A 24,346-nucleotide genomic window follows, 5' to 3' on the forward strand; every position below is an offset into this window, starting at 1 on the left:
CAAGCTCACCATGAGGGCTACTGGGCTACCTCACAACGAGGTACCACCTCACCATGAGGGCTGCTGGACTACCGGGATTTCGATCCCGCGTTGACCAGCGCCAGTAGCTCGGCTTTGCCGAGCGTGAAACCACTCTCGATCCAGGCCCCTTCGAGACGGACCAGTTCCTGGCCAAGGGCCGGTCCCGGCGCCATGCCGAGGCCGGCAAGATCGTGTCCGGTGACGGGGAAGGGCGGCACGACAGTGGCGCCCAGCACACGGGCGGTTTCGGCCAGCCGGGCTGGCCCCCAATGGTTGAGGGACGCGGCAGCCGCGAGGCCTTCGACGGCCTGTTCGCCATGGCGGTAGGCGGCTTCGGCGGTCCTGTCATCGGATAGCAATTCGGCAGCGCGGGTGATGGCGCGGACCGTGGCCAGCATCTCGTTGGAAAGCCGCCAGGCCGATTGCAGGGCATCGAGATCGTCGCCGCCGATCAGCGCCAGCCGTGTGGCGGGGCTTTGGCCGCCAATGCTTTCATAGGCCACCAATGCGCGCTGGGTGGCGTCGCCAAGCGGCAGGAGGCGGATTTCCGACATCACCGCCAGCGTCAGCGCGATTTTCGGCAAAGCCAGCATGCGCAGCATTTCGCTGCCGACGCGCTCCCGCGACAGATGGGCGAGTTGGCCCACGGCGGCAGCGCAGGCGGTGAGGCCATCGGGGTCCAGCCGTTCGCCGCCATGGCTGGCCGACAGGCGGAAGAAGCGGTAAACGCGCAGCCCGTCCTCGGCGATGCGCCGGGCCGGGTCGCCGATGAAGCGGATGGTGCCGTTGCGCGCATCCTCGACGCCATTAAGCGGGTCGTAAAGCGTGCCGTCGGCGGCGCAATAGAGCGCGTTGAGGGTGAAGTCGCGGCGGCCGGCATCCTCGACCCAATCGGTGCCGAAGGCCACCACGGCATGGCGGCCATCGGTCTCGACATCGCGGCGCAGGGTGGTGACTTCGGCCAGGGTTTCGCCCAGCCGCAGCGTCACCGTGCCGTGGTCGATGCCGGTGGGGTAGCAGGCGATATCGGCGGCTTTGGCCCGCGCCATGACCTCGTCGGGCAGGAGCTCCGTGGCCATGTCGATATCGCCGCTATGCGGCCGGCCCATGATCGTGTCGCGCACCACCCCGCCCACGGCGCGGGTACGGCGCCTGTCGCCGTCGAGTGCGGCGAAGATGGCCTGTACCTCGGGGCGATTGAGCCATTCGGCATCGCGCAGTGGATCGCTCATGGCACGGCCTCGCTCATCGCCAGTTCGCGGAAGCGGCGGGTGAGATTGGCGGTGATGCCCCAGATGCGGTGGCCATCATGGTCGATCTGCCAGGTGCGGTGTTCCTGGCCATTGCGCTTGATGCGGAACTGGCCATAGGCCTCGTTGGCGAGAATGCGCTGCAGCGGCACTTCGAACACCGAATGCACTTCGCCCGGATTGGGCACGAAGGGGCCGCTGGGCTCGACCGTGGCGACAACAGGGGTGATGAGATAATTGGTGCCGGTGAAATAGGTCGGCATGAAGCCGAGCACAGTCGCGTCCGCGCGCTCCATCCCCACTTCCTCGAAGGCCTCGCGCAGGGCGGCGGCCGCGACGTCAGCATCATCGGCATCCACCTTGCCGCCGGGAAAGGCCACCTGGCCGGAATGGGCCCGGAGATCCGGCGAGCGCTCGGTATAGAGCACGGTATGACCCTCGGGCCGCCGAATCAGCGCGATCAGCACCGCCGCCGGCGTAGGCGGGCGGCTGAACGGCTCCTCCGGCGCCCAATCCGGCACGAGCGCTTCCGCCGCCGGCCAGGGCGGTGGGGCAGTCAGCAGGCGCGTGGCCAGGCGGGTGATGATGGCGTCGTCGGACGACAAGGAGGCACCGGAAAAGGGTTCGGGAGGGGGAGGATAGTGCAGTTCGGGAGGAAATGGCTACCCGAAGGGGGTACCCCCTCCTAGCCTCCCCCTGATAGGGGGAGGAACAGATTGAGTTTGCGGCACAATATTGCCAAGACCACCGCGCGGCTCCTCCCCCTATCAGGGGGAGGTTGGGAGGGGGTATCCGCTAAAAATTACCCCTGGATCCACGCCGCAATCGGGCCGCTCAGCGCGGTGGCGAGGCTTTTGTCTTCGGCGAAGACCAGCACGCGGGTGGGGTCGACCGGGCCGGGGAATTCGATATTGCCCAATGCGGTCGGCTCCCAGCCCAGCGGGCAGTAATAGTCGCGGTCGCCCACCAGCATGACGAACTGGCCGTCACCGCGCGCCAGGGCGCGTTTGGTGACTTCGCGGGCCAGCAGCTTGCCGGCGCCCAGCTTGCGGAAATTGGGATGGGTGGCCAGCGGGCCGAGCATCCAGCCATTGATGCCGCCGATGGAAATCGGCGTCATCCACACCGAGCCGCAGGCCGTGCCATCGACTTCGGCAACGAGGCTCAGACTCGGATCGATGGGAAAGCGCTCGCGGATGCGATAGGCGGTTTTGGAAAACCGGCCGGGACCGAAGGCAATAGCCTGCAACTCCTCGATGAAGGCATCATCGGCGGAAGTGGCGGGACGCACGGTGGGCACACGCAAGGGCGAGGCGGAGACAGCAGCGGCAGCGGCCGAGGGCGCAGTATCGAGGGTCATGACGATGATCCAGAATGAGGATGCGTAAGTGAGACCGGCACCCCTATGGGTACCGTTTCGAAAGACCGCTTACGGTCGTCGTGTCACCAGCAGAACCTTCACCATCCTGGGCGCCTCCACGCCTGAAATTCGCTTAGCACCACAGGGGCTTCGCGTAAAACGAAAAGTCATGGCGGACACCCCGATTTTCAAGAGGCGCAGGCGCCTGTGTCTGAAATGCACAACGGTTCGTTACTCCAGAGCCGCCTTATCGCTCGCGTCGGCAAGGACTATGTGTCAGGCAACGCAACTGACGCTGGGGGATTTGACCCCGACAAGGCGTCGACAACATGACGGAAAGGGCGCGATCATGGGACAATTGATCGACGGAAAATGGTCCACCCAGTGGTATGACACCAAAAAGACCGGCGGCGAATTCAAGCGCAGCCAGGCCGGCTTCCGCAATTGGATCACCGCCGATGGCAGCCCCGGCCCATCCGGCACTGGCGGCTTCAAGGCCGAAGCGGGGCGCTACCACCTCTATGTGTCGCTGGCCTGTCCCTGGGCGCATCGCACGCTGATTTTCCGCAAACTCAAGGAGCTCGAAAGCCTGATCTCGGTCTCGGTGGTTTCGCCGAAAATGCCCGATGAAACCGGCTGGAGCTTCCGTCAGGACGAGGGTTCGACCGGCGACGCGCTCTTCGGCAAGGATTACCTGTGGCAGGTCTATGCCCAAGCCGTGCCGGACTATACCGGCCGCGTGACCGTGCCGGTGCTATGGGACAAGCAGACGGGGCAGATCGTTTCCAATGAAAGCTCGGAAATCATCCGCATGTTCAACTCGGCCTTCAACGAGCTGACCGGGAATACGGACGACTATTATCCCGAGGCCCTGCGCGGCCAGATCGACGAGATCAATACCCGCGTCTATGACGACATCAACAATGGCGTCTACAAGGCCGGCTTTGCCACGACGCAGCAGGCCTATGACGGGGCGGTGGCAAAACTGTTCGAGGCGCTGGACTGGGTCGAGGGTCTATTGGGCGAAACGCCCTATCTGACCGGCAACACCATTACCGAGGCGGACTGGCGGCTGTTCACCACGCTGGTGCGGTTCGATGCCGTCTATGTCGGGCATTTCAAATGCAACCGGCAGCGCATCGCCGACTACAAGAATATCAGCCATTATCTCAAGGCACTCTACGAGGTGCCTGGCGTCAAGGAGACGGTCGATCTCGACCACATCACGACGCATTATTACTGGAGCCACATCACGATCAATCCGACACGGATTATTCCGATCGGGCCGGATCTGCCGTTTTTGAAGTAGAAGCGCCACGCCCTCGTGGTTCGAGGCTCGCGAAGAGCTCGCACCTCACCATGAGGGCTACTGAAACACCGCACCAAGAGTAGCCCTCATGGTGAGGTGCGCTTCTTTAGCGCCTCGAACCACGAGGGCGTGCCTCAATACCCCCAAATCTCGCGCTTGGGGGCGCCGTCGAAATATTCGTCGATCCGCTGGCTGGTGGCCGGCGTCACCTTTTCGGGCAGGGTGCGGCGATCGAACCAGCCGACTTCGGCAATCTCCCGGTCGGGCTTGCGCTCGAAGGCATGCTCGAAGCTCTTGGCCACGTAGAAGGCGACATGGTCGCGATCGGTGACCGTGCTGGCATTGTGGTAGACGCCGAACAGCTCCATCGGCCCCACGACACGATAGCCGGTTTCTTCCAGCGTTTCGCGGGCGCCGGCATGTTCGAGCGTCTCCCCCGGGCTGACACCGCCGCCGGGAAACTGCCAGCCCGGCACATAGGTGTGCCGGATCAACAAGACCTTGTCGCCATCGACCACCATGACGCGCGCGCCCAGCGTCATGCGATGCCACAGGCCCTTGAGGGTCAGGAACACCTTGGCCGTCAGCCGCTGCCTGCCATTCATCTGCATCGGAAATACTCCTTCTGGGCCTACCGGTAGCAGAGACTTGATGACGACAAAATTGAGTGTTGCGGCGATTGACCGTTTTCTTGCCCGTTTCCTTCTGGCATTACGCCCCCGATGATCACCCTCGCCCACATTTCCGACATTCACCTGTCACCCATGCCCGACGTCGGTTGGCGCGACCTGCTGGGCAAGCGGCTCACCGGCTATCTCAACTGGAAACTGCGCCGCCATGACGAGCTCAACAGCGAGACGCTGACCAGCCTGGTCGCCCATCTGCGGGCGCAGAATCCCGATTTCATTGCCGTTACCGGCGACCTGGTCAACCTGGCTTTGCCCTTCGAGATCGACCGCGCTGCCCAGTGGCTGCAGGCGCTTGGCGGCTCGGACAGGGTGGCCGCCTGCCCCGGCAATCACGATGCCTATGTGCCCGGCGCGCTCGAGTCGGCGCAAAAGAGCTGGGGCGAATACCTGCAGGGGGAAACCCTTGACGACGCCGCCTTCCCCTTCGTGCGCCGCGTGGGGGAGCTGGCCATCATCTCGTGTTCAAGCGCCGTGCCGACGCGGCCCTTCCTGGCCGTGGGCCGGTTCGACGAGAAACAGGCCGAGCGGCTGGGCCGGATTTTGCGGCTGATGGGCGAGGCCGGCTATTTCCGCACCGTACTGATCCATCACCCGCCCAATCCGGAACTGCAGCACCCCTCTTTCGGCCTCAAGGGGCACAAGCTGTTCCGCCAGGTCATTGCCGAGCATGGGGCCGAACTGATCCTGCACGGCCACACGCACCGCTCCTCGATCCATTCCATTCCCGGCAAGGACAAGGAAGTGCCCGTGGTCGGCGTCGCCGCCGCCAGCGCCGCGCAGGGTGGCACGCTGGACGACCCGGCGCGCTATAACCTGTTCCGCATCGAACGGACGGGCGATGGCAACTGGAGCTGCACCATGCGCGAATACGGCTTCCAGCGCCTGGGCAGCGATATCGTCATGCGCCTGCAGATGCGGATCTGCTGAGGGCTACCGCCCCTCCTCCTTGTCCCGCACCCGGTTGTGGACCGCTTCGGCTTCCGGGGTCATTGTCTCGGCGAAGTCGCTCATCTCGAAAATCGGGCGGATTTCGATCACGCTTTCTCCGAACATCGGATCGGGGCTGCGCTTGACCCAGGCCACGGCCTCGTCCATGTCGCGCACCTCCCATATCGCATAGCCGGCCACCAGTTCCTTGGTCTCGGCGAAGGGTCCGTCGATGACAGTCCTTGCCATGCCGTCAAAGGCAACCCGCTTGGCCTGCGAGGACGGCTTGAGACCGCCGCCGCTCTGCATGATGCCGGCATCGACCAGTTCCTCATTGTACTTGCCCATGGCCTCGAGCAGGTCGCTGCCCGGCATGACATCGGCCTCGCTCTCCGGCGTGGCCTTCACGAATACCATTACGCGCATGGCTTGCCCTCTGCCGGCTAGCGCCGCTGTTCCTTGTCCCGCACCCGATTGTGAATCTCTTCGGCTTCGGGGGTCATGGTCTCGGCAAAGTCGCTCATTTCGAAGACCGGGCGGATTTCGATCTCGCTCTTGCCCAGCATCGGATTGGGGCAGCGCTTGACCCAGGCTACGGCCTCATCCATGTCGCGCACTTCCCAGATCCAGTAGCCGGCCACCAGCTCCTTGGTTTCGGCGAAGGGCCCGTCGATCACCGTGCGGCCCAGGCCATCAAAGGCCACGCGCCTGGCCTGCGAACTGGGCTTCAGACCGTCGCCGCCCAGCATGATGCCGGCATCGACCAGTTCCTCATTGTACTTGCCCATCTGCTCCAGCAGGTCGCCCGGCGGCAGGACCCCGGCTTCGCTATCCTCGGTTGCCTTGACGAAAACGACCACGCGCATGGATTTTCTCCTCTTTTGAACCCCCAATGGGGCCTGATGATAGTGCGACGAACGAGAAGGGCCAATTTCGACATAAAAAATGCCCCACTCCCGCCACGGCGGCAAATCACCTATATGGTCAATCAACCCCGCGAGTGATCCAGGCCGTGACCGAACAATTCCACATCGAGCGCCCCACTTTCGACCCGGCGACGGGCATAGCCCGCTTCAGCTATGGCCTCGATGGCCTCAACTTCACCGAAACGCTGGGCCTGCCCGCTGGCGCCGACGCGACGGCCGCACAGAGCCCGGCATTCCGCAAGCTGCTGGATCTGACCGCGGTGGTGCTGGGCGTGAGCTATTTCAAGCTCAAGGCCCCCTTCGAGATTGCCGCTCCGGCCATTCCGCTGACCGAGGCCGAGCGCGCCTTTGCCATCGATGTCTACGAGAACGGGCTGGGCGAATTCTATGCCCGCAACAACCTGATGCGCTTCGGCAAGCTGACGATTTCAGCGCCCGATGATGCCGAGGCAACCAGGCCGGCCCCCAGCCTGCCCAACCGGACGCTGCTGCCCATTGGCGGCGGCAAGGATTCGCTCGTCAGCGTGGACCTGCTTGTCCATGCCGGGGTGGAGTTCACGCCCTTTGCGGTCAATCCCAAGGGGCCGATTTTGACCTCGGTGGAGAAGATCGGCACCAAGCCTGTCTATGTGACGCGGACGCTGGACGCCGAGATGATCCGGCTGGGCAAGGAGCCCGGCTATTACAACGGCCACGTGCCCTCGACGGCGATCAATTCGATGATCGCGGCGCTGTGTGCCCTGCTCTACGGCTATAACCAGATCGTGCTCAGCAATGAGCGCTCGGCCAGCGAGGGCAATGTCACCTTCGACGGGCGCGAGACCAATCACCAATATTCCAAATCGCTCGGCTTCGAGCTGCTGATCGCCTCGATCCTGAGCGACGCGACCGGGGGAGCGCTCAAATATTTCTCGCTCCTGCGGCCCTATTCGGAAGCGCGGATCGCTTCGCTCTTCACCCATGAGACCAAGTTCGACCGCGTGTTTTCGAGCTGCAACCGCAATTTCCGGCTTGATGGCAATGATGGTCCGCTCTGGTGCGGGGAATGCCCGAAATGCCACTTCGTCTTCCTGATTTTTGCGCCCTTCATGGCCAAGGATCGGCTGCTCTCCATCTTCGGTAAGGACCTGCTCGATATCGAAGCCAATGAAGGCTCGTTCCGCGAACTGGCTGGCCTCGCCGGGCAGAAGCCATGGGAATGCGTGGGCGAAATTCTCGAAGCGGCGGCCTGCCTCTATACGCTAACCCGCCATGCCGACTGGCATGAGACTGCCGTGGTGCGGGCGGTGAAGGCGGACCTGCTGGCGCAATATGGCGAACCGAAACTGCAACTGGCCATGGCCGAATGCCTGACCGACAGCCACGACCACCACATTCCGCCGGCGCTCGCCGCCAGGGTGGCCGAATATGCGGTTTGAAGAGCCGGTCCTGCTTTACGGAGCGGGCCGCGAGGCCAGTTCGACGCGCGCTTTTCTCAAAGCCCGCCAGCCCGACCTGAAAGTTTTCGTCACCGTCGATAGCGGCGCGGCCGATATTGCCGAGACCGAAATCATCGCCCCGGCCGACCTGCCCGCCGCCATCCGCGCGCATCGCTTCGGGCTGATCGTCAAGAGCCCCGGCGTGTCGCGCTACAAGGACGTGTTCGACATCGCCCGCGATGCCGGCATTCCGGTGACGTCGAACCTCAATCTGTGGGGCGCGGCCTATGGCGCCGACCGCACGGTGATTGCCATTACCGGCACCAAGGGCAAATCGACCACGGCCACTTTGGTTCACCTGATGCTGACGCGCTCCGGCGTGGATGCCGGGCTGGCCGGCAATGTGGGGCTGGCGCCGCTCGAAATCGCCGACCGGCACAAGGTCGTGGTGTTCGAGCTGTCGAGCTACCAGACCTCGGATATGAGCTTCCTGCCCGATATCGCCGCGCTCACCAATCTCTACCCCGAACATGTCGACTGGCATGGCTCGGTGGAGCGCTATTATCGCGACAAGCTGCACCTGATCGACCGCGATGGCGGCTTTGCCGTGGCTTTGGGCACCGCGGCCAGGGGCAATGCGCTGGTGACACGGGCGTTGCGCGATCCGCACCGGCTGGTCCGCGAACTGACGGCGGCAGAATCCGCCTCGATCGACAAGGCCGTGGCCGGCTCGCGCCTCAAGGGCGCGCATAATCTCGACAATGCCAGGCTTGCCGTGCAGATCGCACTGGCCGCAGGCGGCACGCTGGACGGCGTGGTGGCCGGCATCGCCGCCTTCACGCCCCTGCCCCATCGGCTGGAGGAACACAGCTTCGGCGGCATGATTTTCGTCAACGACTCGATCTCGACCACGCCCGAAGCCACCAAGGCGGCCTTGGCGGCCTATCGCGGCCACAGGCTGGCGCTGATCGCGGGGGGACACGAGCGGCAGCAGGATTATGCCGAACTGGCGGGTCTGCTGGCCGGCTATGGCGTCACCACGTTGACCTGCCTGCCCGTAACCGGAACGCGGCTGGCGGCGGCGACGCGCGCAGCCGCACCACAGGTTACCGTGCTGGAAGCGCCCGACCTCGAAGCGGGCATGCGGGCGCTGCACGGACATCGCCAGGATTTTGATGCGGTGATCCTGTCGCCGGGCGCGCCGAGCTATAACCAGTTCAAGAATTTCGAGGAACGCGGGCGACGATTTGTCGAATTGGCGCAAGCCATTTTTGGCTGATACGGCGCAAATAAAGCATGGTGCCCAAAACCGCTTTCCGGCGCTAGATCAGCGGCAAGCTCAACCAGGCAGGGACCTGTCATGAACGGCGCCATCTATCTCGGTATCGCCATTGTCGGCGAGGTCATCGCCACCTCCTTCCTGCGCGCCTCGGCGGGGTTCACGCAATTGGTGCCCTCCATCGTGGTCGTGGTGGGCTATGGCGTCACCTTCTACTTCTTCTCGCTGGCGCTACAGACCATTCCAGTCGGCATCGGCTATGCCATCTGGTCGGGCGTGGGCATCGTGCTGGTCTCTGTTATCGCCTATTTCGCCTATGGCCAGACGCTGGACCTGCCGGCGCTTGTCGGCATCGGGCTGATCCTGGCCGGGGTGCTGGTGATCAACCTCTTCTCGCAGTCCTCGGCGCATTAAAAGCCGCGCACCAGGGCCATGGGCGGAACGCCGGCCTGGATCAGGCCGGTGCGGATCGCATCCAGCAACTGGTCATCGCCGACGCGCTCGCGCAAACGGGGCAGCACGCCCTTGGCGCGGAAGGCCGTAACGTCGAGCACCTGCGGCAGGTAGCGATTGACCACGGCGCTGTCGCCCGCGCGCTGCCCCGCCAAGATGGCCAGGATCGGCCCCAGTTCGTGGTCGGCCTGGGCATAGAGTTCGGCGCAGGCAATGGCCCTGGCAAAATCGCCGTCGCGCAAAGCAAGCAGCGCCGGTACGCCCAGATACCAAGGCGGCGGGCTGGGCGACGCCTCGGCCGCGTCGCGCGCCATGGCTTCCGCATCGGCCAGGTTGCCGCCCAGAGCCAGCAGCCATGCATAGGCGGCCAGCGCATCGACATTGGCGCCGTTGAGCTGCACGGCAGAGCTGAACTCGGCCCGAGCCGCGGCGCGTTCGCCCAGCGTTTCATGCAGGCGTGCCTGCTGCTCCCAGACGAAACTGCTGATCGGATCGATTCCGATAGCCCGCCGGATATCCTCACTCGCCAGGGCAAAGCGGTCTTCCGGCGCCGTCTCGCCGATACCGACCTGCTCGGCCAGCAAGCTGGCCATGGCGGCCAGCACCGGCGGACTTGCCCGCTCGTCCTCGGACAGCGCCGCATAGCAGGCACTGGCGCGCACCGCTTCGCCCGCCCCGCCGGTTTCGCGATAGAGATCGAACAGCACGCGGCAGAGATAGGGGCTGATCCGCCCATCGATCGACTGGGACGAAGCCAGCACCTGCCGCGCTGCGGCATGCAGCGGCCCGCGCGGGCTGCCCAGCACCAGGCTCAGCGATTTCGACACCTTGTCGAGCACGCCCGACTGCAACGCCTCGGCGGCCGGCACGGCAAAGGTCTGGTTCCACACCACGGTGCTGGTGAGGCTGTCGGTCAGGATGGCGCTATATTGCACCACTTCGCCATCAGGCCGGACAATGCCGGTCAGCACGTAATCGCTGGTCGGCAGGCCGGCTACCGCGACATTGGCCTCCCCACCCCCACCATAGCGCACGCCGATATTGCCGAATTGCCCGAGATCGGTCACCAGCTCGATCGCCAGCCCGGCCGCCTGGGGCGGCGCTGCGGTGGCGCCAGCCAGGTTCTGGAATTCGACAATGGTGATGGTTGGCCGCTGGATCGCCCCGGCCGCGCCCGGCCCTAGCCGTGGCCCCCAAGCCGACATGGCATAGGCCGCCATGGCCAGGCCCAGCGCAATGACCGCCAGCGCAAACCACGATGCGCCGAAACTCCACGAACCGAACCATCGCGGCCTTGCCGCCGGCGGCGCAACGGGTTCGGGCTGGCCCGGCTCCACCATGGCAAAATCGGGCACATAGCGGCCGACCGGAAGCTGGATGCGTAAGGCCTCTCCCTGGCCCGGCCCGCGATAATAATCGCCCAGCAGGCTGCGTAACCTGCGTGCCTGCACCCGCACGATGGGATCGGCCTGGGGGTCGAAATCGGCCGTGCGGCCGAACACATCTACGGCGATGGAATAGGCCTTGATGGCCCCCTCATTCCCCTCGAGTGTGCGTTGCACGATATAGTCGAGAAAGCGGCCGAGCTGCGGGGAGCGCGAGATTTCCGGCCACGCGAGCAGCCGCTCGAGTGCCGCCAGGATCGCCTCGCGCTGCGGCGCAGGATCGGTCAACCGCCCCTCCCAGGAACCCGGCGATTGTGACGGTTTACATGTAAAACACAAGCGGATGTTACATTGACTTTACCTGAGCTTGCCTTTTGCGCGGGCGATGAATGGATCATAGGGCGCCAGTCGACGTTCAATACGCGGCGCTGCTTCGTCCGGTCAGGCCCCGGCCGAGCCTCTTGACCACCCAGTTTCGAACAGTAACGCCCGCCGCTCTCCCGGTGTGCAGGCGAGTATTTTCTTATTCGGCATTGTTCCGCTCGCCGGCGGGACAACGAGGTGTGCGTTGAACGATATTGTGGAAAACCTGCCCTTCGTGGCGCTTGTCGATGACGACCGGCACTCCGCGCATCTGCTGACGCGCATGCTGCTCGCCCATGGCGCGCCCGATATCAGCTGGTATGGCGGGGCGGCCGAGGGCCGCCTGGCGCTGGGCAATGTGCTGGCGGACCCGGAGGCCAACTGGCCCTGCCTGCTCATTGTAGACCTAAAGGCCCATAGCGGGGCCAACCTCGAATTTGTAGCCTCGATCCAGTCGCTGGCCCGCCAGAAGGGCGTGCCAGTAGTGGTCATGGCGCCGCCGCTCGACCGCCAGGGCCGCGAGGCCTTGCACGAGGCCGGCGCTTCGGCCGTCTTCTTCCGCCATGCCGAACTCGACGCCTACCGGCGCGAGGCGGCTGGCATTGTCAGTTTCTGGGCGCGCAGTCAGCGCCTCGATGCGGTTGGCATGTAGCTCCTGCGTCCACAGGTTGCATGCCTCGGTCGGGAGGGGCGCTGCATGACGGTTTACGGACCGCTCCTGCATTCCCAAGCGTCCCTCCGGCCACTCCAACCCTCCCCGACCCGCTTGCATCGCGGCCGGGGAGGCCGCCGGCCTCACTCCAAGGGGTCCGGCGCGTGGGCGCGGATGCGACACCTCCCGGTCGCGTTCCGCACGGGGGAGAAGCAATGTCGGCAGCGCGCTCGTCCCTCAGCGCCAGCCGATGACCACCGCTTCTCCCCGCGGCCCCCTTCCTCCTAGTCCTGTGCGTGTGACTCACCCCACCCTCACTCCCTCCCCACAAGGGGGAATGCTCATTTTCGGGTCTCAGGGCTCTTTCCCTTCTCCCCTCGTGGGAGAAGGTGCCCGAAGGGCGGATGAGGGGGCACTGAGCTATCACCCACCATTGATGCATGGGCTAGCGCAGCCCCTCACCCGGAAATCCGCTGAACGCGGATTTCCACCCTCTCCCACGAGGGGGAGAGGGCAGGCCGGCGCCATAGGTTTACCGAGCGCTCAATTCTGCTCGTCGTCGCCCCGGATCACCTTGTGGGCCAGCACGCGCAGGGTGGCCAGCACCAGCACCGCCAGCAGCGCCACGCCGAAGGCGATGAGGTAATAGCCCAGCGCCGTTGCCAGCCCGACCGCGCCGGCCAGCCACATGCCGGCGCCGGTGGTGATCCCCTGCACATTGCCGCCGCTCTTGAAGATGGCGCCCGCCCCCAGAAAGGCGATGCCCGCCGTGACGGCTTCAACCGCGCGGATCGGATCGGCCCGCGTCTGGCCACCCTCGATCGTGTGGAAAATCTCGAAGGCGAGAATGGTGAACAGCGCCGCCGCCACGGCCACCAGGATATGCGTGCGCAACCCCGCCTCGGCCGTATGCCACTCCCGCTCGAACCCGATCATGGCGCCGAGCACGGCCGCGATCAGCAGGCGAATGGCGATGATATGCTGGGGCAGATAAGTCTGGACGAAACCGAATTCATTGCCGACATCCATGGACGCATTCCGTGTTGTGACGCTGCGATCACAACACGGCTTGTGTCGGTTGGGTTCCGAGCGGCTCGGGGCGAAGCAGCGCCTTTTCCATCCGGTAGTTCTCCAGGGTCTCGCCCCGAACGCTCGCGTTGCCCTGGCTCAGCACACGGAAGCCGCGCCGGGCGAAAAACGGCTGCGAGGTGCGGCTGGCTTCCGTATGGATTCTGGCATGGCCCTGCCGAATGGCTTCGGCCTCCACCACCGCCAGCAACGCACTGGCCACCCCGATACGCTGGAAATCAGGGTGTACAAACATCATGTCGAGCAATCCGTCCTTGGTCAGGTCGCTGAAGCCGGCGGCGCGTCCGGCCACCATGGCGATCCATGTCGGCCGGCTCGCGCGCCGCGCGGCCCATGCCGCGTGATCCTGCATCACGTCGGCCCAGGCCAGCGCTTCGGCAGGCGTATAATCCCGGATCGACACTTCGAGGATCGCACGCCGGAAAATGTCAGCCGTGACCTCGGCGTCTTCTGGCCGATAAGGGCGGATTTCGATCGCCATGACTGTCCCTCCTGCCCCTCTGCCACGCCCTCGTGGTTCGAGGCTCGCGAAGAGCTCGCACCTCACCATGAGGGCTACTGGAACACCGAGCAATAAGTAGCCCTCATGGTGAGGTGCGCTTCTTCAGCGCCTCGAACCACGAGGGCGTGGCACTACCCCGCCACCCTGATCTGCAGCTTCACATCGCTCGGCCGCGCTTCTACGGCTCGGTCGAACGCGGCCTTCGAATCCTCGAAGGCGAAGGTTTCCGAAATCAGGGGCTTGAGGTCCACCTTGCCCGAGGCGATCAGGGCGATGGCGCGGTCATATTGGTGGGCATAGCGGAACACGCTTTCGATGCGCAGCTCCTTGACCGACAGTCCGGCAATATCGATCGTGGTGGGCTCGACCGGCAGGCCGACCACCACGATCGCGCCACCGGGTCGGGGCAGGTCCATGATGGTCTTCCAGGCCTGCGGCGAGCCCGAGCATTCGAACACCACATCGACACCCCAGCCATCGGTGAGGTGGCCGACCTCCTCGACAAGGTTCTTTTCGCGGATATTGACCGGGATGACCCCCTGATACTGCGCTGATATGTCGAGCTTGGGCTGGGCCAGGTCGGCCACGATGACCCGCGCGCAGCCACCGGCCAGAGCCGCCAGCGCCACCATGGTGCCGATGGGCCCGGCGCCGAGCACCAAAGCGGTGTCGCCGGGCACGATCTTCGCCTTGGCGGCCGCCTGCATGCCCACGGCAAAGGGCTCCACCATGGCGCCTTCGGCAAAGCTCACATTGTCGGGCAGCTTGAAGGTGTAATTGGCCGGATGCACCACTTCTGCGGTCAGCACGCCATGCACCGGCGGCGTGGCCCAGAATTGCACGGCCGGATCAACATTATACATGCCCAGCCGGCTGGCCCGCGAATTGGGATCGGGAATACCCGGCTCCATGCAGACGCGATCACCCACGCTGAGATGGGTCACCCCTTCGCCAACCGCGGTCACCGTGCCGGCCGCCTCATGCCCCAGCACCATGGGCGCATTGACCACGAAAGGCCCGATCCGGCCATGGGTGTAGTAGTGGACATCCGAGCCGCACACGCCCACCGTATGGATGGCAATCCTGACCATGCCCGGCCCGACATCGAGCGGCAGGTCGATATCGCGCAGGGCCAGTTCATGCTGGCGTTCGAGAACGAGGGCGCGGGCTTTGGTCATGGTGAAATCTCCTGGGACACCTGCATCCGGGCAATCGCCCAGCCGGTGAGCATTTCTAGCGCAGTGGACGCCTGCTTCGCAGCCCCTATTTGCCGGTTTCGGCGCGGACTTAACCTGTCTTTTGGTAACCAGTCCGCAATTTCGTCTGGGCTATGGTCCTTGCTCGCAAGGTTCAAACCGGTCGTCTGATGCAGCCAAAGACATCGACACTCGAACGCTGGCAATTCTCTGCCGCCGTTCTGCTGCCCGTGGTTCTGGCGCTGGTGATCACCGCGGCGGCGGTGCTGGGCTTTGTCTTCTGGTCCACCGCCAATATCGACGAGCGCGCCCTCGACCGGCAAAGCGCCATGTTCGGACAGATCATCGAGGCCCGCCGCGACCAGCTCGAGCATGAACTGGCCAGCGTCGCCGTGCGCGACGACACCGTGGTCAACACCAGGCTGATGTTCAATTTCAACTGGGTCGACCGCAATATCGGCAAGTGGATGCACGAATTCTTCGGCCACAACCGGATCGTCGTGCTCGATACGACAGCCCAGCCGCTCTACATGATGCAGGATGGCGTGGCCGTGGAGCCGCGGGAGTATCGCCGCATTGCCAGCCCCGTGCAGCAACTGGTCAACCGCGTCCGTGCGGTGCCGCCCCGCACAGTGGTTCCCGGCACGCAGCCGCGGCCGATCTCGATTTCCGATTTCGCCCTGGTAGAAGGCCAGCCGGCCATTGTCAGCGTCATGACCATCGTGTCCGACAGCGGCGCCATCATGCAGGCGCCGGGCACCGAACCGCTGATCGCCGCCGTGCAGTTTCTCGATGACGCCACCGCCAGCCGCTTCAACAACGAATATCTGTTCGCCGACGGCCATTTCAGCCTGGTCCGCACCGCCAAGCCCGACCGGGCGACCCATCCCATTCTCAACAATGCCGGCCGCTTCGTCGCCTTTTTCGATTGGGAGCGCGACCGCCCCGGCCTGATGCTGCTGCGCCAGACCGGACCGGCTTTGGCAGCCGCCTTTGCCGTCGCCGCCATACTGGTCTTCCTGTTGCTAAGCCAGTTGCGCCGCTCCTCGGCCGCGCTGGAAGCCGGCCGCCGCCACGCCGAACACCAGGCCGCCCATGACCGGCTGACCGGCCTGCCCAACCGCATGAGCTTCGATGCCCATCTGGCGCATGTGCTGACCGACCGGCAGGGCGCGAATGCGCAACTGTCGCTGCTGATGCTCGACCTCGACCGCTTCAAGCAGGTCAATGACACGCTGGGCCATCAGGCCGGCGACGAGCTGATCTGCGCCGTCGGCCGGCGCATCCGCGGCGTCGTCGGTCCCGGCGTGATGATCGCCCGGCTGGGCGGGGACGAATTCGCCATCCTGGTGCGCGACCGCCAGCAGGATGTGACCGCAATGGCCGGCACCATTATCGAGGCCGTGAGCCATGCCTTCGACCTCAACCATTTCAAGGCCCATGTCGGCGTCAGCATCGGCATCGTCAACGTCACCGGCGGCAATGCCGAGCCGCGCGAACTGGTGCGCAAGGCCGATATCGCGCTCTATGAGGCCAAGGCCAGCGGCCGCAACCGGTCAGTGGTCTACGAAGAGCATATGAACGAGCTGCTGCAGCTCCAGCACACCATCGAGGGCGAGCTCCGCGAGGCGCTGCAGCGCAATGACCAGCTATCGGTGGCCTTCCAGCCGCTGATCGACCAGCGCAGCCGCAAGGTCATCGGCGCCGAGGCGCTGGCGCGCTGGCACCACCCCAAATATGGGCAGATCTCGCCCGCGCGCTTCATTCCAGTGGCCGAGAATACCGGCCTTATCGAAACGCTGGGCGAAGTCGTGCTGCGCCGGGCCTGCGAACTGGGCGCCACCGCGCCGGGCCGCACCATCGCCGTCAATATCTCGCCCACCCAGCTGCGCAATCCGCGCTTTTCCGGGCAGGTCTTCGACATCCTGCGCGAGACCGGCATGCGGCCGACCGATCTCGAGCTGGAAATCACCGAATCCATCCTGCTCGACGACGAACATGTCTCGGCGCAGAACCTGCGCACCTTCCGCGCGGCGGGCATTCACATCGCGCTCGACGATTTCGGCACCGGCTATTCCTCGCTCAGCTACCTCAAGCGCTATCCGGTGGACCGCATCAAGATCGACCGTTCCTTCGTCAGCCAGCTCAGCGAAGGCCATGTCTCGGTCGCCATCACCCAGGCCATCGTCACCCTGGCCCATGCCATGGAAATCGAAGTGACGGCCGAAGGCGTCGAAACCGAAGCCCAGGCCACCATTCTGGGCCGGCTGGGCTGCAACACGCTGCAGGGGTTCCTGTTTTCCGGCGGCGTCCCCGCCGGGCAGATCACCGCCATCTTCGCCGACAAGGCCAACACGCCGGATCGCCGCCGTACTCGGGCGGCGTAATTCCGCTTAGCGTACCTGGCCCCACCCCACCCTCATTCCCTCCCCATCAAGGGGAGGGAGGCGCATGGGCGATGTCAGTGCTCCAATGATGGTTTAGCCACAGAGCAGGCCTCCCTCCCCCTTGTGGAGAGGGGAGTGAGGGTGGGGGTGGCCACACCCACCGCACCACGATAGATCACCCCGCCGCCAGTACCACGCCCAGCCGCTTCTCGCGCTGCAGCAGGCCGGCGCGGCCATTGCCGGCCGCTTCCCACATCGGCTTGAGCTTGCCTTCGCTGAACAGCTTGAACAGGCGCGGCGCGATATAGGGACTTGCGGCAGATGACCGGCGTATTGCGCAGCACGTCGGCCACCTGCCGGGCGACCTGCGCCATCTGGCGGCGACGCATGCTCTCGGAGCCGCCCACCTCCATCTGCGCCAGGGCTTCGCCCGCCATGGCGCTGGCATGCAGGGTCCGGAAATCCTTGGCGGAAATATCGACCCCGGCCAACTCCCGCAGCCAGGCATTGATCGCCCCGGTCTTGATCGGCCGCACCTTGCCCGCCTCATCGCGCCAGACCAGCAGGCGCTTGCCGGGCAGGGTCTTGATGCGGCCGACGGCCTCGGCCAGCCTGCTATCGGTGAGGCAATATTCGGTCCGCTTGCCGCCCTTGGCATTAAAGGCCATGCAGACCTCGTCGCCCTCGACCCTGATATCGCGGGCATAGAGCGTGCCGGCGCCGCGCGTGCCGTTGCTTTCGAGATACTTCTCGCGCCCCACCCGCATCGCCGTCTTGTCGATCAGCGTCGCGGCAATGGCCAGCGCCAGTTCGCGGCTGCCGGTTTCGGCGCCCAGCGCCTCGGCGATCTTCCGCCGCAGGCGCGGCAATACCGATGTCAGCACCGCAAGCCGGCGCTGCTTCTTGCCGTCGCGGCGCAATTCCCAATCGGGGTGATAGATATATTGGTCGCGCCCCGCCTCATCGACACCAAGCGCCTGGATATGCGCCTTGGGACTGGGCGCGATGCGCACATAGCTCCAGGCCGGCGGAATGCCGAGCGTCTTGATGCGGTCACGCGTCGCCGCATCACGGATCAAAACTCCGCCGGCATCGCGATAACAGAAACCCTTGCCGCGCCGCTGGCGGGTCAGCGTCAGCTCATCCCGCCCGATCCTGACCAGCCGCATCAGGTCGGATTGGGCTGGGCGAAGGTGTAGATGAGGTAGACAATGGCAAACAGCACGATGATGCCGAGCATCGACATGAGCAGCACCCGCAAATTCATCTTGCGCGGATTGGCCTGTCGCACATCGGTCGTGCTCTTGTGCGGGTCATAGGTTTCCATGACGCTCTCCTGTGGTTGTCGGAATGCAACGGCGGGGCGCCGCCGAGGTTCCGCGCCGGCCCTTGACGCGGCGACCGTCGCAGCCGACCTTCGGCCATGACCACGCTTCAGGACCGCCCCATGACTTCAGCCGCCACAATCACCCGCATGATCATGGCCGGACAGGGCAAGGAGCCGGCCGACCTGGTCATCAGGAACGTGCAACTGCTCGACGTCATCACCGGCGTGGTGACCCAGACCGACATTGCCATTGTCGGCGACCGGATCGTCGGCACCCATGCCAGCTATGAGGGCAGGACCACGATCGACGGCGCGGGGCGCTTCGCGGTACCTGGCTTCATCGACACCCACCTCCACATCGAATCCTCGCTGGTCACCCCGTTCGAATTCGACCGCTGCGTGCTGCCGCATGGCGTGACCACGGTCATCTGCGACCCGCATGAAATCGCCAATGTGCTCGGCGCCGAGGGCATCCGATATTTCCTCGATTGCGCCGAACGGACGGTGATGGATATCAGGGTGAACCTGTCATCCTGCGTGCCGGCCACCGGATTCGAAACCTCGGGCGCGGCACTGGAGATTGCCGATCTCGAACCCTTCCGCGCCCATGACAAGGTTATCGGCCTCGCCGAAATGATGAACTTTCCCGGCGTGCTCAATGCCGACCCCGGCATCATCGCCAAGCTCGTGGCCTTCCAGGACGGGCATATCGACGGCCATGCGCCGCTGCTGCTCGGCACCGCGCTCAACGGCTATCTCGCCGCCGCCATCCGCACCGACCACGAGGCCACATCGGCCGCAGAAGCGCGCGAAAAGCTCAGCAAGGGCATGGCCATCCTGATCCGCGAAGGCTCTGTGTCCAAGGATCTCAAGGCCCTGGCGGAAGTGCTGGACGAGAATACGTCCAGCTTCGTCGCCCTCTGCACCGATGACCGCAATCCGCTCGATATCGCCGAGGAAGGCCACCTCGATAGCTCCATCCGGCGCCTGATCGCCATGGGACGGCCGCTGCACCACGTCTATCGCGCCGCCAGCCATTCGGCGGCCCGCATTTTCGGGCTGCGGGATCGCGGGCTCGTCGCGCCCGGCTGGCGCGCCGACATCGCCCTGCTCGACAGCCTGGAAGATTGCCGCGTCAGCGACGTAGTGACCGCCGGGCGCCTCGTCGGCCCGGACCTGTTCGCCGCCCGCCAGCCGGTCGAGCCGGTGGGGCTGGCTTCGATGAAGGCGAGGCCCGTTTCGCCCGACGATTTCATTGCCCAGCCCAAGCCGGGCCGCAACAGCGCATCGGTCATCGGCGTGCGGCCGGGCCTGATCCTGACCTTCCGCGACGCCGCGACACTGGATGTCACCGAACGCGGCCTGCAGCCCGACCTGGCCGCCGACGTACTCAAGGTCGCGGTCATCGAGCGGCACGGCAAGAACGGCAATATCGGCCGCGGCTTCGTGCGCGGCTTCGGCCTCAAGCGTGGCGCCATCGCCTCGTCGGTCGGCCATGACAGCCACAATATCACGGTCATCGGGGCCACGGATGAAGACATGGCCGTGGCCGTGAACCGCCTGATCGAGCTGCGCGGCGGCTTCGTAGTGGCCAATGGCGGCAAGGTGACGGCCGAACTGGCACTGCCCATTGCCGGTCTCATGAGTCCCAAGTCCTTCGAGGCGGTAACGCATGACCTGCATGCCCTCAGGCAGGCGGCCTATGAGCTCGACTGCGTCTTGCCCGAGCCTTTCCTGCAGGTTGCCTTCCTGGCGCTTCCTGTTATCCCGCATCTCAAGATGACCGATCGCGGCCTGTTCGATGTCGACAAATTCGATTTCGTGGACTGACGGGTGAGCCTCTCCTCGCTCTATCTGGCCTGGGTCGAAGACCTGCCGCCGCGCCTCAACGGCGTGAAAAAGACCCGCGGCATTGCCTTGACCATGTCCGATGGCGTGACGCTCAAGACCGACCATTACGCGCCCGACAGCACCGGGCCGCACCCGACCATTCTGATGCGCCTGCCCTATGGGCGGCGCGGCTTCGCCCCCATTGCCGAGGCCTATGCCGAGCGCGGCTTTCACGTCGTGATCCAGGCCTGCCGCGGCACCGAGCGCTCGGGCGGAGAATTCGACCCTTTCACCAATGAGCGGGCCGACGGGCTGGCGACGCTGGACTGGATCAAGGCGCAGGCCTGGTTCGACGGAAGGATCGGGCTGACCGGCCCCAGCTATCTGGGCTATGCGCAATGGGCCATCAGCGACGCCCTGCCCCCTGTCGCGGCCATGGCGACCAAGGTGACGACGGCCAATTTTCGTCCGGTGGTGTTTCCATCAGGCGCCTTCCACCTCAATCTCTGGCTGTCCTGGGTGCAGGTGATCGAGGGGCTGCGCGACCGTCCGCTCGCTACCGCCGCCCGCATGTTTTCTGGCGATATCGAGCGCCGCACCGACCGGGCCGCTGCCATATTGCCGCTGGTGGAGGCCGACAAGGTGGCGGTGGGCCACAAGGTGCCGTTCTGGCGCTACTGGTTCGAGCACGCCATCGGCAACGACGATTTCTGGGCCGCGCTCGACCACAGCCATCGCCTGAGCGAAACCACGCCGCCGGTGCACTTCATCTCCGGCTGGTACGATTTCATGCTCGATCCGCTTTTGGCCGATTATCAGCGCCTGGTCGAACTGGGTCACCAGCCCTATCTCACCGTGGGCACCTGGTTTCACATCGCCGAAGAGTTGCAGCGCGACAATCTACGCGAAACCCTGCTCTGGATGCGCGCCAAACTGCTGGGCGACGACACCGGCCTGCGCCGCCGCCCGGTGCGCATCCATATTTCCGGCCTCGACGAATGGCACGAATTCGACCGCTACCCGCCCGGCCCGCCAGACCCGGCCACCTGGCATATCGGCCCCGGTACGATCCTGGCTCAGGCCCAATCGAGCGCGGGCAGCGACACGTATCGCTATGACCCCGCCGACCCGACACCCAATCTGGGCGGCGCCATCTTTGCCTTTACCGGCGCCGGCGCGGTCGACAATGCCCCACTCGAAGCGCGGGATGATGTGCTGGTTTATACCGGGCCGGTGCTGACCAGCCCGGTCACGATTATCGGCCAGTGCCGCATTGCGCTACACGCCCGCGCCAGCCTTGGCCATACCGATTTCTTCGTGCGGCTCAACGATGTTGGCCCGGACGGGCGTTCGGTCAATATCTGCGACGGACTGGTGCGCGTGACGCCGGAAACGCCCCGGGAGCCGGATGGGAGCTGGCGCTTGTCCTTCCCGCTGCATGCCACCGCCCACAGCTTCCGGGCGGGTCACCGCCTGCGCCTGCTCATCGCCTCGGGGGCGCATCCGCGATACGCGCGAAATCTGGGGACGGATGAGCCGGTGGGGACCGCGACGGTGATGGTGGTCAATGATGTGGAGGTGTTCCACGAGGGGACGGGGGTGATTGTGCCGGGTTATAGTTTGTAGCCGACCATTACCCCAACACCGGCGCTTCCCGCGGACTTGATCCGCGGGTCACTCTCAAAACGGTACAAGCGACAAGAGACCCCCGGATCAAGTCCGGGGGAAGCGATTGTGAGTGGGGGAGATTGTGAGCCTGAAGCCGCCCCTACTTCCCGTCCCGCGCCTTCACCTTGCGCCGTGCGGCATGCAGCAGCGGCTCGGTGTATCCGCTCGGCTGGTCGGCCCCATGCAGCGCCAGATCCAGCGCCGCCCGGAAGGCCACTGACTGGAAATTATCCGCCATCGGCCGATAGAGCGGATCACCAGCATTCTGCTCGTCCACCACCGATGCCATGCGCTCGAACGTAGACGTCACCTCGTCGCGACTGACAAGCCCATGGCGCAGCCAGTTGGCCACAGCCTGGCTGGAAATGCGGCAGGTGGCGCGGTCTTCCATCAGGCCGACATTGTTAATGTCGGGCACTTTGGAACAGCCCACGCCCTGCTGCACCCAGCGTACGACATAGCCGAGGATGCCCTGGGCATTGTTTTCAAGCTCGCGGGTAATCTCCTCGCGGCTGAGCGCTGATGGCGCCAGCACCGGCATGGAGAAGAGATCGCCCAGGCCCGGCACCGCCTGATTGTGCCGGCGCTTCTGCGCCTCGAACACATCCACTTCGTGATAGTGCAACGCATGCAGGGTCGCGGCGGTCGGCGACGGCACCCAGGCGGTATTGGCGCCGGCATTGGGGTGGCCGGCCTTGCTGGCCATCATCGCCGCCATGTCGTCGGGCCGCGCCCACATGCCCTTGCCGATCTGCGCCTTGCCGGAAAGGCCGCAGGCCAGCCCGATCAGCACGTTGCGATCTTCGTAAGAAGCAATCCACTTCTCGGACTTGATCTCGTCCTTGCGCAAAACCGGACCGGCTTCCATCGAGGTATGGATTTCGTCGCCCGTACGGTCGAGGAAGCCGGTATTGATGAAGAACACCCGATGGCGGGCCTCGTAGATGGCGGTCTTGAGATTGGCCGAGGTGCGGCGCTCCTCGTCCATGATGCCGATCTTGATCGTATTGGGTTTCAGCCCCAGCATCTGCTCGACCGAGGCGAAGATGGCGCAGGCAAAGGCCACTTCCTCGGGCCCGTGCATCTTGGGCTTGACGATATAGATGGCCCCGGTAGCGCTGTTGACCTTGTCCTGCATGGCGCAGAGCACGGTCATGGCCGCATCCATCAGCCCCTCGCCGATGGGCTTGCCATCGAGCAGCACCGCATCCGTGGTCATCAGGTGACCGACATTGCGCACCAGCAGCAGCGAGCGGCCCTTGAGCACCAGTGGCGCGCCGTTGACGTCCTTGTAGGTGCGATCCGCCTTGAGCTTGCGCGTAACGGTACGGCCGCCCTTTTCGAACGTATCCTGCAGCGTGCCATTCATCAGGCCGAGCCAGTTGCGATAGACGCCGACCTTGTCCTCGGCATCGACAGCGGCGACCGAATCCTCGCAATCCTGAATCGTGGTCAGCGCCGCTTCGACGATGACGTCGCTGAGCCCCGCCTTATGGGTGCCGCCGATGACACTGCCCGGCTCGATGACCAGGATGACATGGATGCCGTGGTGCCGCAGCACCAGCTCGCCGCTGGCCTCGGTGCCGCCATAGCCGACAAAAGCCGAAGGGTCCTTGAGGCCGGTGCGGCCATGGGCGGTGTCGACCTCGAGATGGCGCGTCTCGCCGTCCTTGACCACGTGATAGCCGGTGACATCACGGTGGCTGCCCGATGCCAGCGGGAAGGCCTCGTCGAGGAAGCCGGCGGCCTTGTCGACCACGGCCGCGCCGCGCCTGGCATTATAGCCCTTGCCCGGCGCCAGCTCGCCATCGCGGGCGATGATGTCGGTGCCGTAGAAGGCGTCGTAGAGGCTGCCCCAGCGCGCATTGGCAGCATTGAGGGCGTAACGCGCATTGGAGACCGGCACGACCAGTTGCGGTCCGCATAGCGTGGTGATTTCGGGGTCGAGTCCTGACGTTTCGATGGTGAAATCGCCGGGCTCGGGCACCAGATAGCCGATATCGCGCAGGAAGAATTCATAGCCCTGCGGGTTGCTGGCGACCGGGCCATATTTGTGGTGCCACTCGTCGATCTGTGCCTGCAGCTCATCGCGCTTGGCCAGGAGGCGCGCATTAACAGGCGCATGCTCGGCCACCAAAGCGGCAAAGCCGCTCCAGAACTGCTCAGCGGTTACGGCCAGCCCCGGCAGCGCTTCCTTCTCGACGAAATCGACCAGCAGGGGGTGAACCGAAAGGCCGGATTTCGTCTGGTAGCTCGTCATATCTGTGCTTTCTTTCATGTCGTCGCGGCGCCGCGCGGGCAAACTAGGCCAAGCC

General features: G+C 64.9%; 22 protein-coding genes. 9 read left to right on the plus strand and 13 right to left on the minus strand.

What is annotated here, in order from left to right; translation table 11 throughout:
* Nucleotides 1-68: 68 nt before the first annotated feature.
* The 3 genes from FPZ08_RS10270 to FPZ08_RS10280 form a co-directional block, all read right to left on the minus strand.
* Nucleotides 69-1,253 (minus strand): CCA tRNA nucleotidyltransferase, encoded by a 1,185-nt coding sequence (locus tag FPZ08_RS10270; protein WP_146289927.1) that lies wholly within the window; start codon nt 1,251-1,253, stop codon nt 69-71.
* On the minus strand, nt 1,250-1,876 hold the full coding sequence (locus FPZ08_RS10275) for a CoA pyrophosphatase (protein WP_186767293.1): 627 nt from the start codon (nt 1,874-1,876) through the stop codon (nt 1,250-1,252). The genes FPZ08_RS10270 and FPZ08_RS10275 overlap by 4 nt, the downstream gene beginning before the upstream one ends.
* 197 nt (nt 1,877-2,073) lie before the next feature.
* On the minus strand, nt 2,074-2,631 hold the full coding sequence (locus FPZ08_RS10280; protein ID WP_146289929.1) for a GNAT family N-acetyltransferase: 558 nt from the start codon (nt 2,629-2,631) through the stop codon (nt 2,074-2,076).
* Between the two features lie 349 nt (nt 2,632-2,980).
* On the opposite strand from FPZ08_RS10280, the gene FPZ08_RS10285 reads away from it, so the two are divergent.
* Entirely contained in the window at nt 2,981-3,940 is a 960-nt protein-coding gene (locus FPZ08_RS10285) for a glutathione S-transferase family protein (protein ID WP_146289930.1), read from the plus strand.
* A 134-nt stretch (nt 3,941-4,074) separates the two neighbouring features.
* Here the strand turns inward: FPZ08_RS10285 and FPZ08_RS10290 are convergent, their stop codons facing one another.
* Nucleotides 4,075-4,551 (minus strand): NUDIX domain-containing protein, encoded by a 477-nt coding sequence (locus FPZ08_RS10290; RefSeq protein WP_246132851.1) that lies wholly within the window; start codon nt 4,549-4,551, stop codon nt 4,075-4,077.
* Between the two features lie 111 nt (nt 4,552-4,662).
* On the opposite strand from FPZ08_RS10290, the gene FPZ08_RS10295 reads away from it, so the two are divergent.
* Nucleotides 4,663-5,556, plus strand: coding sequence for a metallophosphoesterase family protein (locus tag FPZ08_RS10295; RefSeq protein ID WP_146289931.1), 894 nt, complete (start codon nt 4,663-4,665; stop codon nt 5,554-5,556).
* Between the two features lie 3 nt (nt 5,557-5,559).
* Here the strand turns inward: FPZ08_RS10295 and FPZ08_RS10300 are convergent, their stop codons facing one another.
* Both FPZ08_RS10300 and FPZ08_RS10305 read right to left on the minus strand, forming a co-directional pair.
* A complete protein-coding gene (locus tag FPZ08_RS10300) occupies nt 5,560-5,982 on the minus strand; it encodes a YciI family protein (protein ID WP_146289932.1) in 423 nt (140 codons plus the stop codon).
* Between the two features lie 17 nt (nt 5,983-5,999).
* Nucleotides 6,000-6,422: a YciI family protein gene (locus FPZ08_RS10305; protein ID WP_146289933.1), complete on the minus strand. Its 423-nt coding sequence runs from the start codon at nt 6,420-6,422 to the stop codon at nt 6,000-6,002.
* A gap of 146 nt (nt 6,423-6,568) precedes the next feature.
* Here FPZ08_RS10305 and FPZ08_RS10310 point away from each other — a divergent pair, with 146 nt between their 5' ends.
* The 3 genes from FPZ08_RS10310 (at nt 6,569) to FPZ08_RS10320 (ending at nt 9,593) form a co-directional block, all read left to right on the plus strand.
* Nucleotides 6,569-7,900: a MurL-like N-terminal domain-containing gene (locus FPZ08_RS10310; RefSeq protein WP_146289934.1), complete on the plus strand. Its 1,332-nt coding sequence runs from the start codon at nt 6,569-6,571 to the stop codon at nt 7,898-7,900.
* Nucleotides 7,890-9,179: a UDP-N-acetylmuramoyl-L-alanine--D-glutamate ligase gene (gene murD, locus FPZ08_RS10315; RefSeq protein ID WP_146289935.1), complete on the plus strand. Its 1,290-nt coding sequence runs from the start codon at nt 7,890-7,892 to the stop codon at nt 9,177-9,179. The genes FPZ08_RS10310 and murD overlap by 11 nt, the downstream gene beginning before the upstream one ends.
* 81 nt (nt 9,180-9,260) lie before the next feature.
* Nucleotides 9,261-9,593: an SMR family transporter gene (locus FPZ08_RS10320; protein ID WP_146289936.1), complete on the plus strand. Its 333-nt coding sequence runs from the start codon at nt 9,261-9,263 to the stop codon at nt 9,591-9,593.
* On the opposite strand, the gene FPZ08_RS10325 is transcribed toward FPZ08_RS10320, so the two are convergent.
* Nucleotides 9,590-11,305 carry a hypothetical protein gene (locus tag FPZ08_RS10325; RefSeq protein WP_146289937.1) on the minus strand — a complete coding sequence of 572 codons (1,716 nt, stop codon included), beginning with the start codon at nt 11,303-11,305 and terminating at the stop codon, nt 9,590-9,592. The two genes, FPZ08_RS10320 and FPZ08_RS10325, sit on opposite strands and share 4 nt — an antisense overlap.
* 280 nt (nt 11,306-11,585) lie before the next feature.
* Here FPZ08_RS10325 and FPZ08_RS10330 point away from each other — a divergent pair, with 280 nt between their 5' ends.
* A complete protein-coding gene (locus FPZ08_RS10330) occupies nt 11,586-12,032 on the plus strand; it encodes an ANTAR domain-containing protein (RefSeq protein ID WP_146289938.1) in 447 nt (148 codons plus the stop codon).
* Between the two features lie 543 nt (nt 12,033-12,575).
* On the opposite strand, the gene FPZ08_RS10335 is transcribed toward FPZ08_RS10330, so the two are convergent.
* From FPZ08_RS10335 to FPZ08_RS10345, 3 genes are all read right to left on the minus strand, one after another.
* A complete protein-coding gene (locus tag FPZ08_RS10335) occupies nt 12,576-13,061 on the minus strand; it encodes an MgtC/SapB family protein (protein ID WP_146289939.1) in 486 nt (161 codons plus the stop codon).
* 28 nt (nt 13,062-13,089) lie between these two features.
* Nucleotides 13,090-13,602: a GNAT family N-acetyltransferase gene (locus FPZ08_RS10340; RefSeq protein WP_146289940.1), complete on the minus strand. Its 513-nt coding sequence runs from the start codon at nt 13,600-13,602 to the stop codon at nt 13,090-13,092.
* A 152-nt stretch (nt 13,603-13,754) separates the two neighbouring features.
* A complete protein-coding gene (locus tag FPZ08_RS10345) occupies nt 13,755-14,801 on the minus strand; it encodes an NAD(P)-dependent alcohol dehydrogenase (RefSeq protein ID WP_146289941.1) in 1,047 nt (348 codons plus the stop codon).
* A 188-nt stretch (nt 14,802-14,989) separates the two neighbouring features.
* Here FPZ08_RS10345 and FPZ08_RS10350 point away from each other — a divergent pair, with 188 nt between their 5' ends.
* Nucleotides 14,990-17,206 carry a putative bifunctional diguanylate cyclase/phosphodiesterase gene (locus FPZ08_RS10350; RefSeq protein WP_186767294.1) on the plus strand — a complete coding sequence of 739 codons (2,217 nt, stop codon included), beginning with the start codon at nt 14,990-14,992 and terminating at the stop codon, nt 17,204-17,206.
* Nucleotides 17,207-17,280: 74 nt separating this feature from the next.
* Here the strand turns inward: FPZ08_RS10350 and FPZ08_RS10355 are convergent, their stop codons facing one another.
* Both FPZ08_RS10355 and FPZ08_RS21930 read right to left on the minus strand, forming a co-directional pair.
* Nucleotides 17,281-18,375, minus strand: a complete 1,095-nt coding sequence (locus FPZ08_RS10355) for a DNA topoisomerase IB (RefSeq protein ID WP_146289943.1) — start codon at nt 18,373-18,375, stop codon at nt 17,281-17,283.
* Nucleotides 18,375-18,533: a hypothetical protein gene (locus FPZ08_RS21930; RefSeq protein WP_186767295.1), complete on the minus strand. Its 159-nt coding sequence runs from the start codon at nt 18,531-18,533 to the stop codon at nt 18,375-18,377. Before FPZ08_RS21930 ends, FPZ08_RS10355 begins: the two co-directional genes overlap by 1 nt.
* A gap of 120 nt (nt 18,534-18,653) precedes the next feature.
* On the opposite strand from FPZ08_RS21930, the gene ade reads away from it, so the two are divergent.
* Together ade and FPZ08_RS10365 are read left to right on the plus strand one after the other, a co-directional pair.
* A complete protein-coding gene (ade, locus tag FPZ08_RS10360; protein WP_146289944.1) occupies nt 18,654-20,363 on the plus strand; it encodes an adenine deaminase in 1,710 nt (569 codons plus the stop codon).
* A gap of 3 nt (nt 20,364-20,366) precedes the next feature.
* On the plus strand, nt 20,367-21,989 hold the full coding sequence (locus FPZ08_RS10365; RefSeq protein WP_146289945.1) for a CocE/NonD family hydrolase: 1,623 nt from the start codon (nt 20,367-20,369) through the stop codon (nt 21,987-21,989).
* 142 nt (nt 21,990-22,131) lie between these two features.
* Here the strand turns inward: FPZ08_RS10365 and FPZ08_RS10370 are convergent, their stop codons facing one another.
* Entirely contained in the window at nt 22,132-24,291 is a 2,160-nt protein-coding gene (locus tag FPZ08_RS10370) for a malate synthase G (RefSeq protein ID WP_146289946.1), read from the minus strand.
* Nucleotides 24,292-24,346: the final 55 nt, after the last annotated feature.

Source organism: Devosia ginsengisoli, assembly GCF_007859655.1.
GTDB lineage: Bacteria > Pseudomonadota > Alphaproteobacteria > Rhizobiales > Devosiaceae > Devosia > Devosia ginsengisoli.

Coding starts and splice junctions, on each gene's coding strand:
- FPZ08_RS10320 (WP_146289936.1), top strand. CDS start 9,261: ATGAACGGCGCCATCTATCTCGGTATCGCCATTGTCGGCGAGGTCATC.
- FPZ08_RS10350 (WP_186767294.1), top strand. CDS start 14,990: ATGCAGCCAAAGACATCGACACTCGAACGCTGGCAATTCTCTGCCGCC.
- murD (WP_146289935.1), top strand. CDS start 7,890: ATGCGGTTTGAAGAGCCGGTCCTGCTTTACGGAGCGGGCCGCGAGGCC.
- FPZ08_RS10370 (WP_146289946.1), bottom strand. CDS start 24,291: ATGACGAGCTACCAGACGAAATCCGGCCTTTCGGTTCACCCCCTGCTG.
- FPZ08_RS10300 (WP_146289932.1), bottom strand. CDS start 5,982: ATGCGCGTAATGGTATTCGTGAAGGCCACGCCGGAGAGCGAGGCCGAT.
- FPZ08_RS10335 (WP_146289939.1), bottom strand. CDS start 13,061: ATGGATGTCGGCAATGAATTCGGTTTCGTCCAGACTTATCTGCCCCAG.
- FPZ08_RS10355 (WP_146289943.1), bottom strand. CDS start 18,375: ATGCGGCTGGTCAGGATCGGGCGGGATGAGCTGACGCTGACCCGCCAG.
- FPZ08_RS10295 (WP_146289931.1), top strand. CDS start 4,663: ATGATCACCCTCGCCCACATTTCCGACATTCACCTGTCACCCATGCCC.
- FPZ08_RS10345 (WP_146289941.1), bottom strand. CDS start 14,801: ATGACCAAAGCCCGCGCCCTCGTTCTCGAACGCCAGCATGAACTGGCC.
- FPZ08_RS10270 (WP_146289927.1), bottom strand. CDS start 1,253: ATGAGCGATCCACTGCGCGATGCCGAATGGCTCAATCGCCCCGAGGTA.
- FPZ08_RS10290 (WP_246132851.1), bottom strand. CDS start 4,551: ATGCAGATGAATGGCAGGCAGCGGCTGACGGCCAAGGTGTTCCTGACC.
- FPZ08_RS10340 (WP_146289940.1), bottom strand. CDS start 13,602: ATGGCGATCGAAATCCGCCCTTATCGGCCAGAAGACGCCGAGGTCACG.
- FPZ08_RS10305 (WP_146289933.1), bottom strand. CDS start 6,422: ATGCGCGTGGTCGTTTTCGTCAAGGCAACCGAGGATAGCGAAGCCGGG.
- FPZ08_RS10285 (WP_146289930.1), top strand. CDS start 2,981: ATGGGACAATTGATCGACGGAAAATGGTCCACCCAGTGGTATGACACC.
- ade (WP_146289944.1), top strand. CDS start 18,654: ATGACTTCAGCCGCCACAATCACCCGCATGATCATGGCCGGACAGGGC.
- FPZ08_RS21930 (WP_186767295.1), bottom strand. CDS start 18,533: ATGGAAACCTATGACCCGCACAAGAGCACGACCGATGTGCGACAGGCC.
- FPZ08_RS10280 (WP_146289929.1), bottom strand. CDS start 2,631: ATGACCCTCGATACTGCGCCCTCGGCCGCTGCCGCTGCTGTCTCCGCC.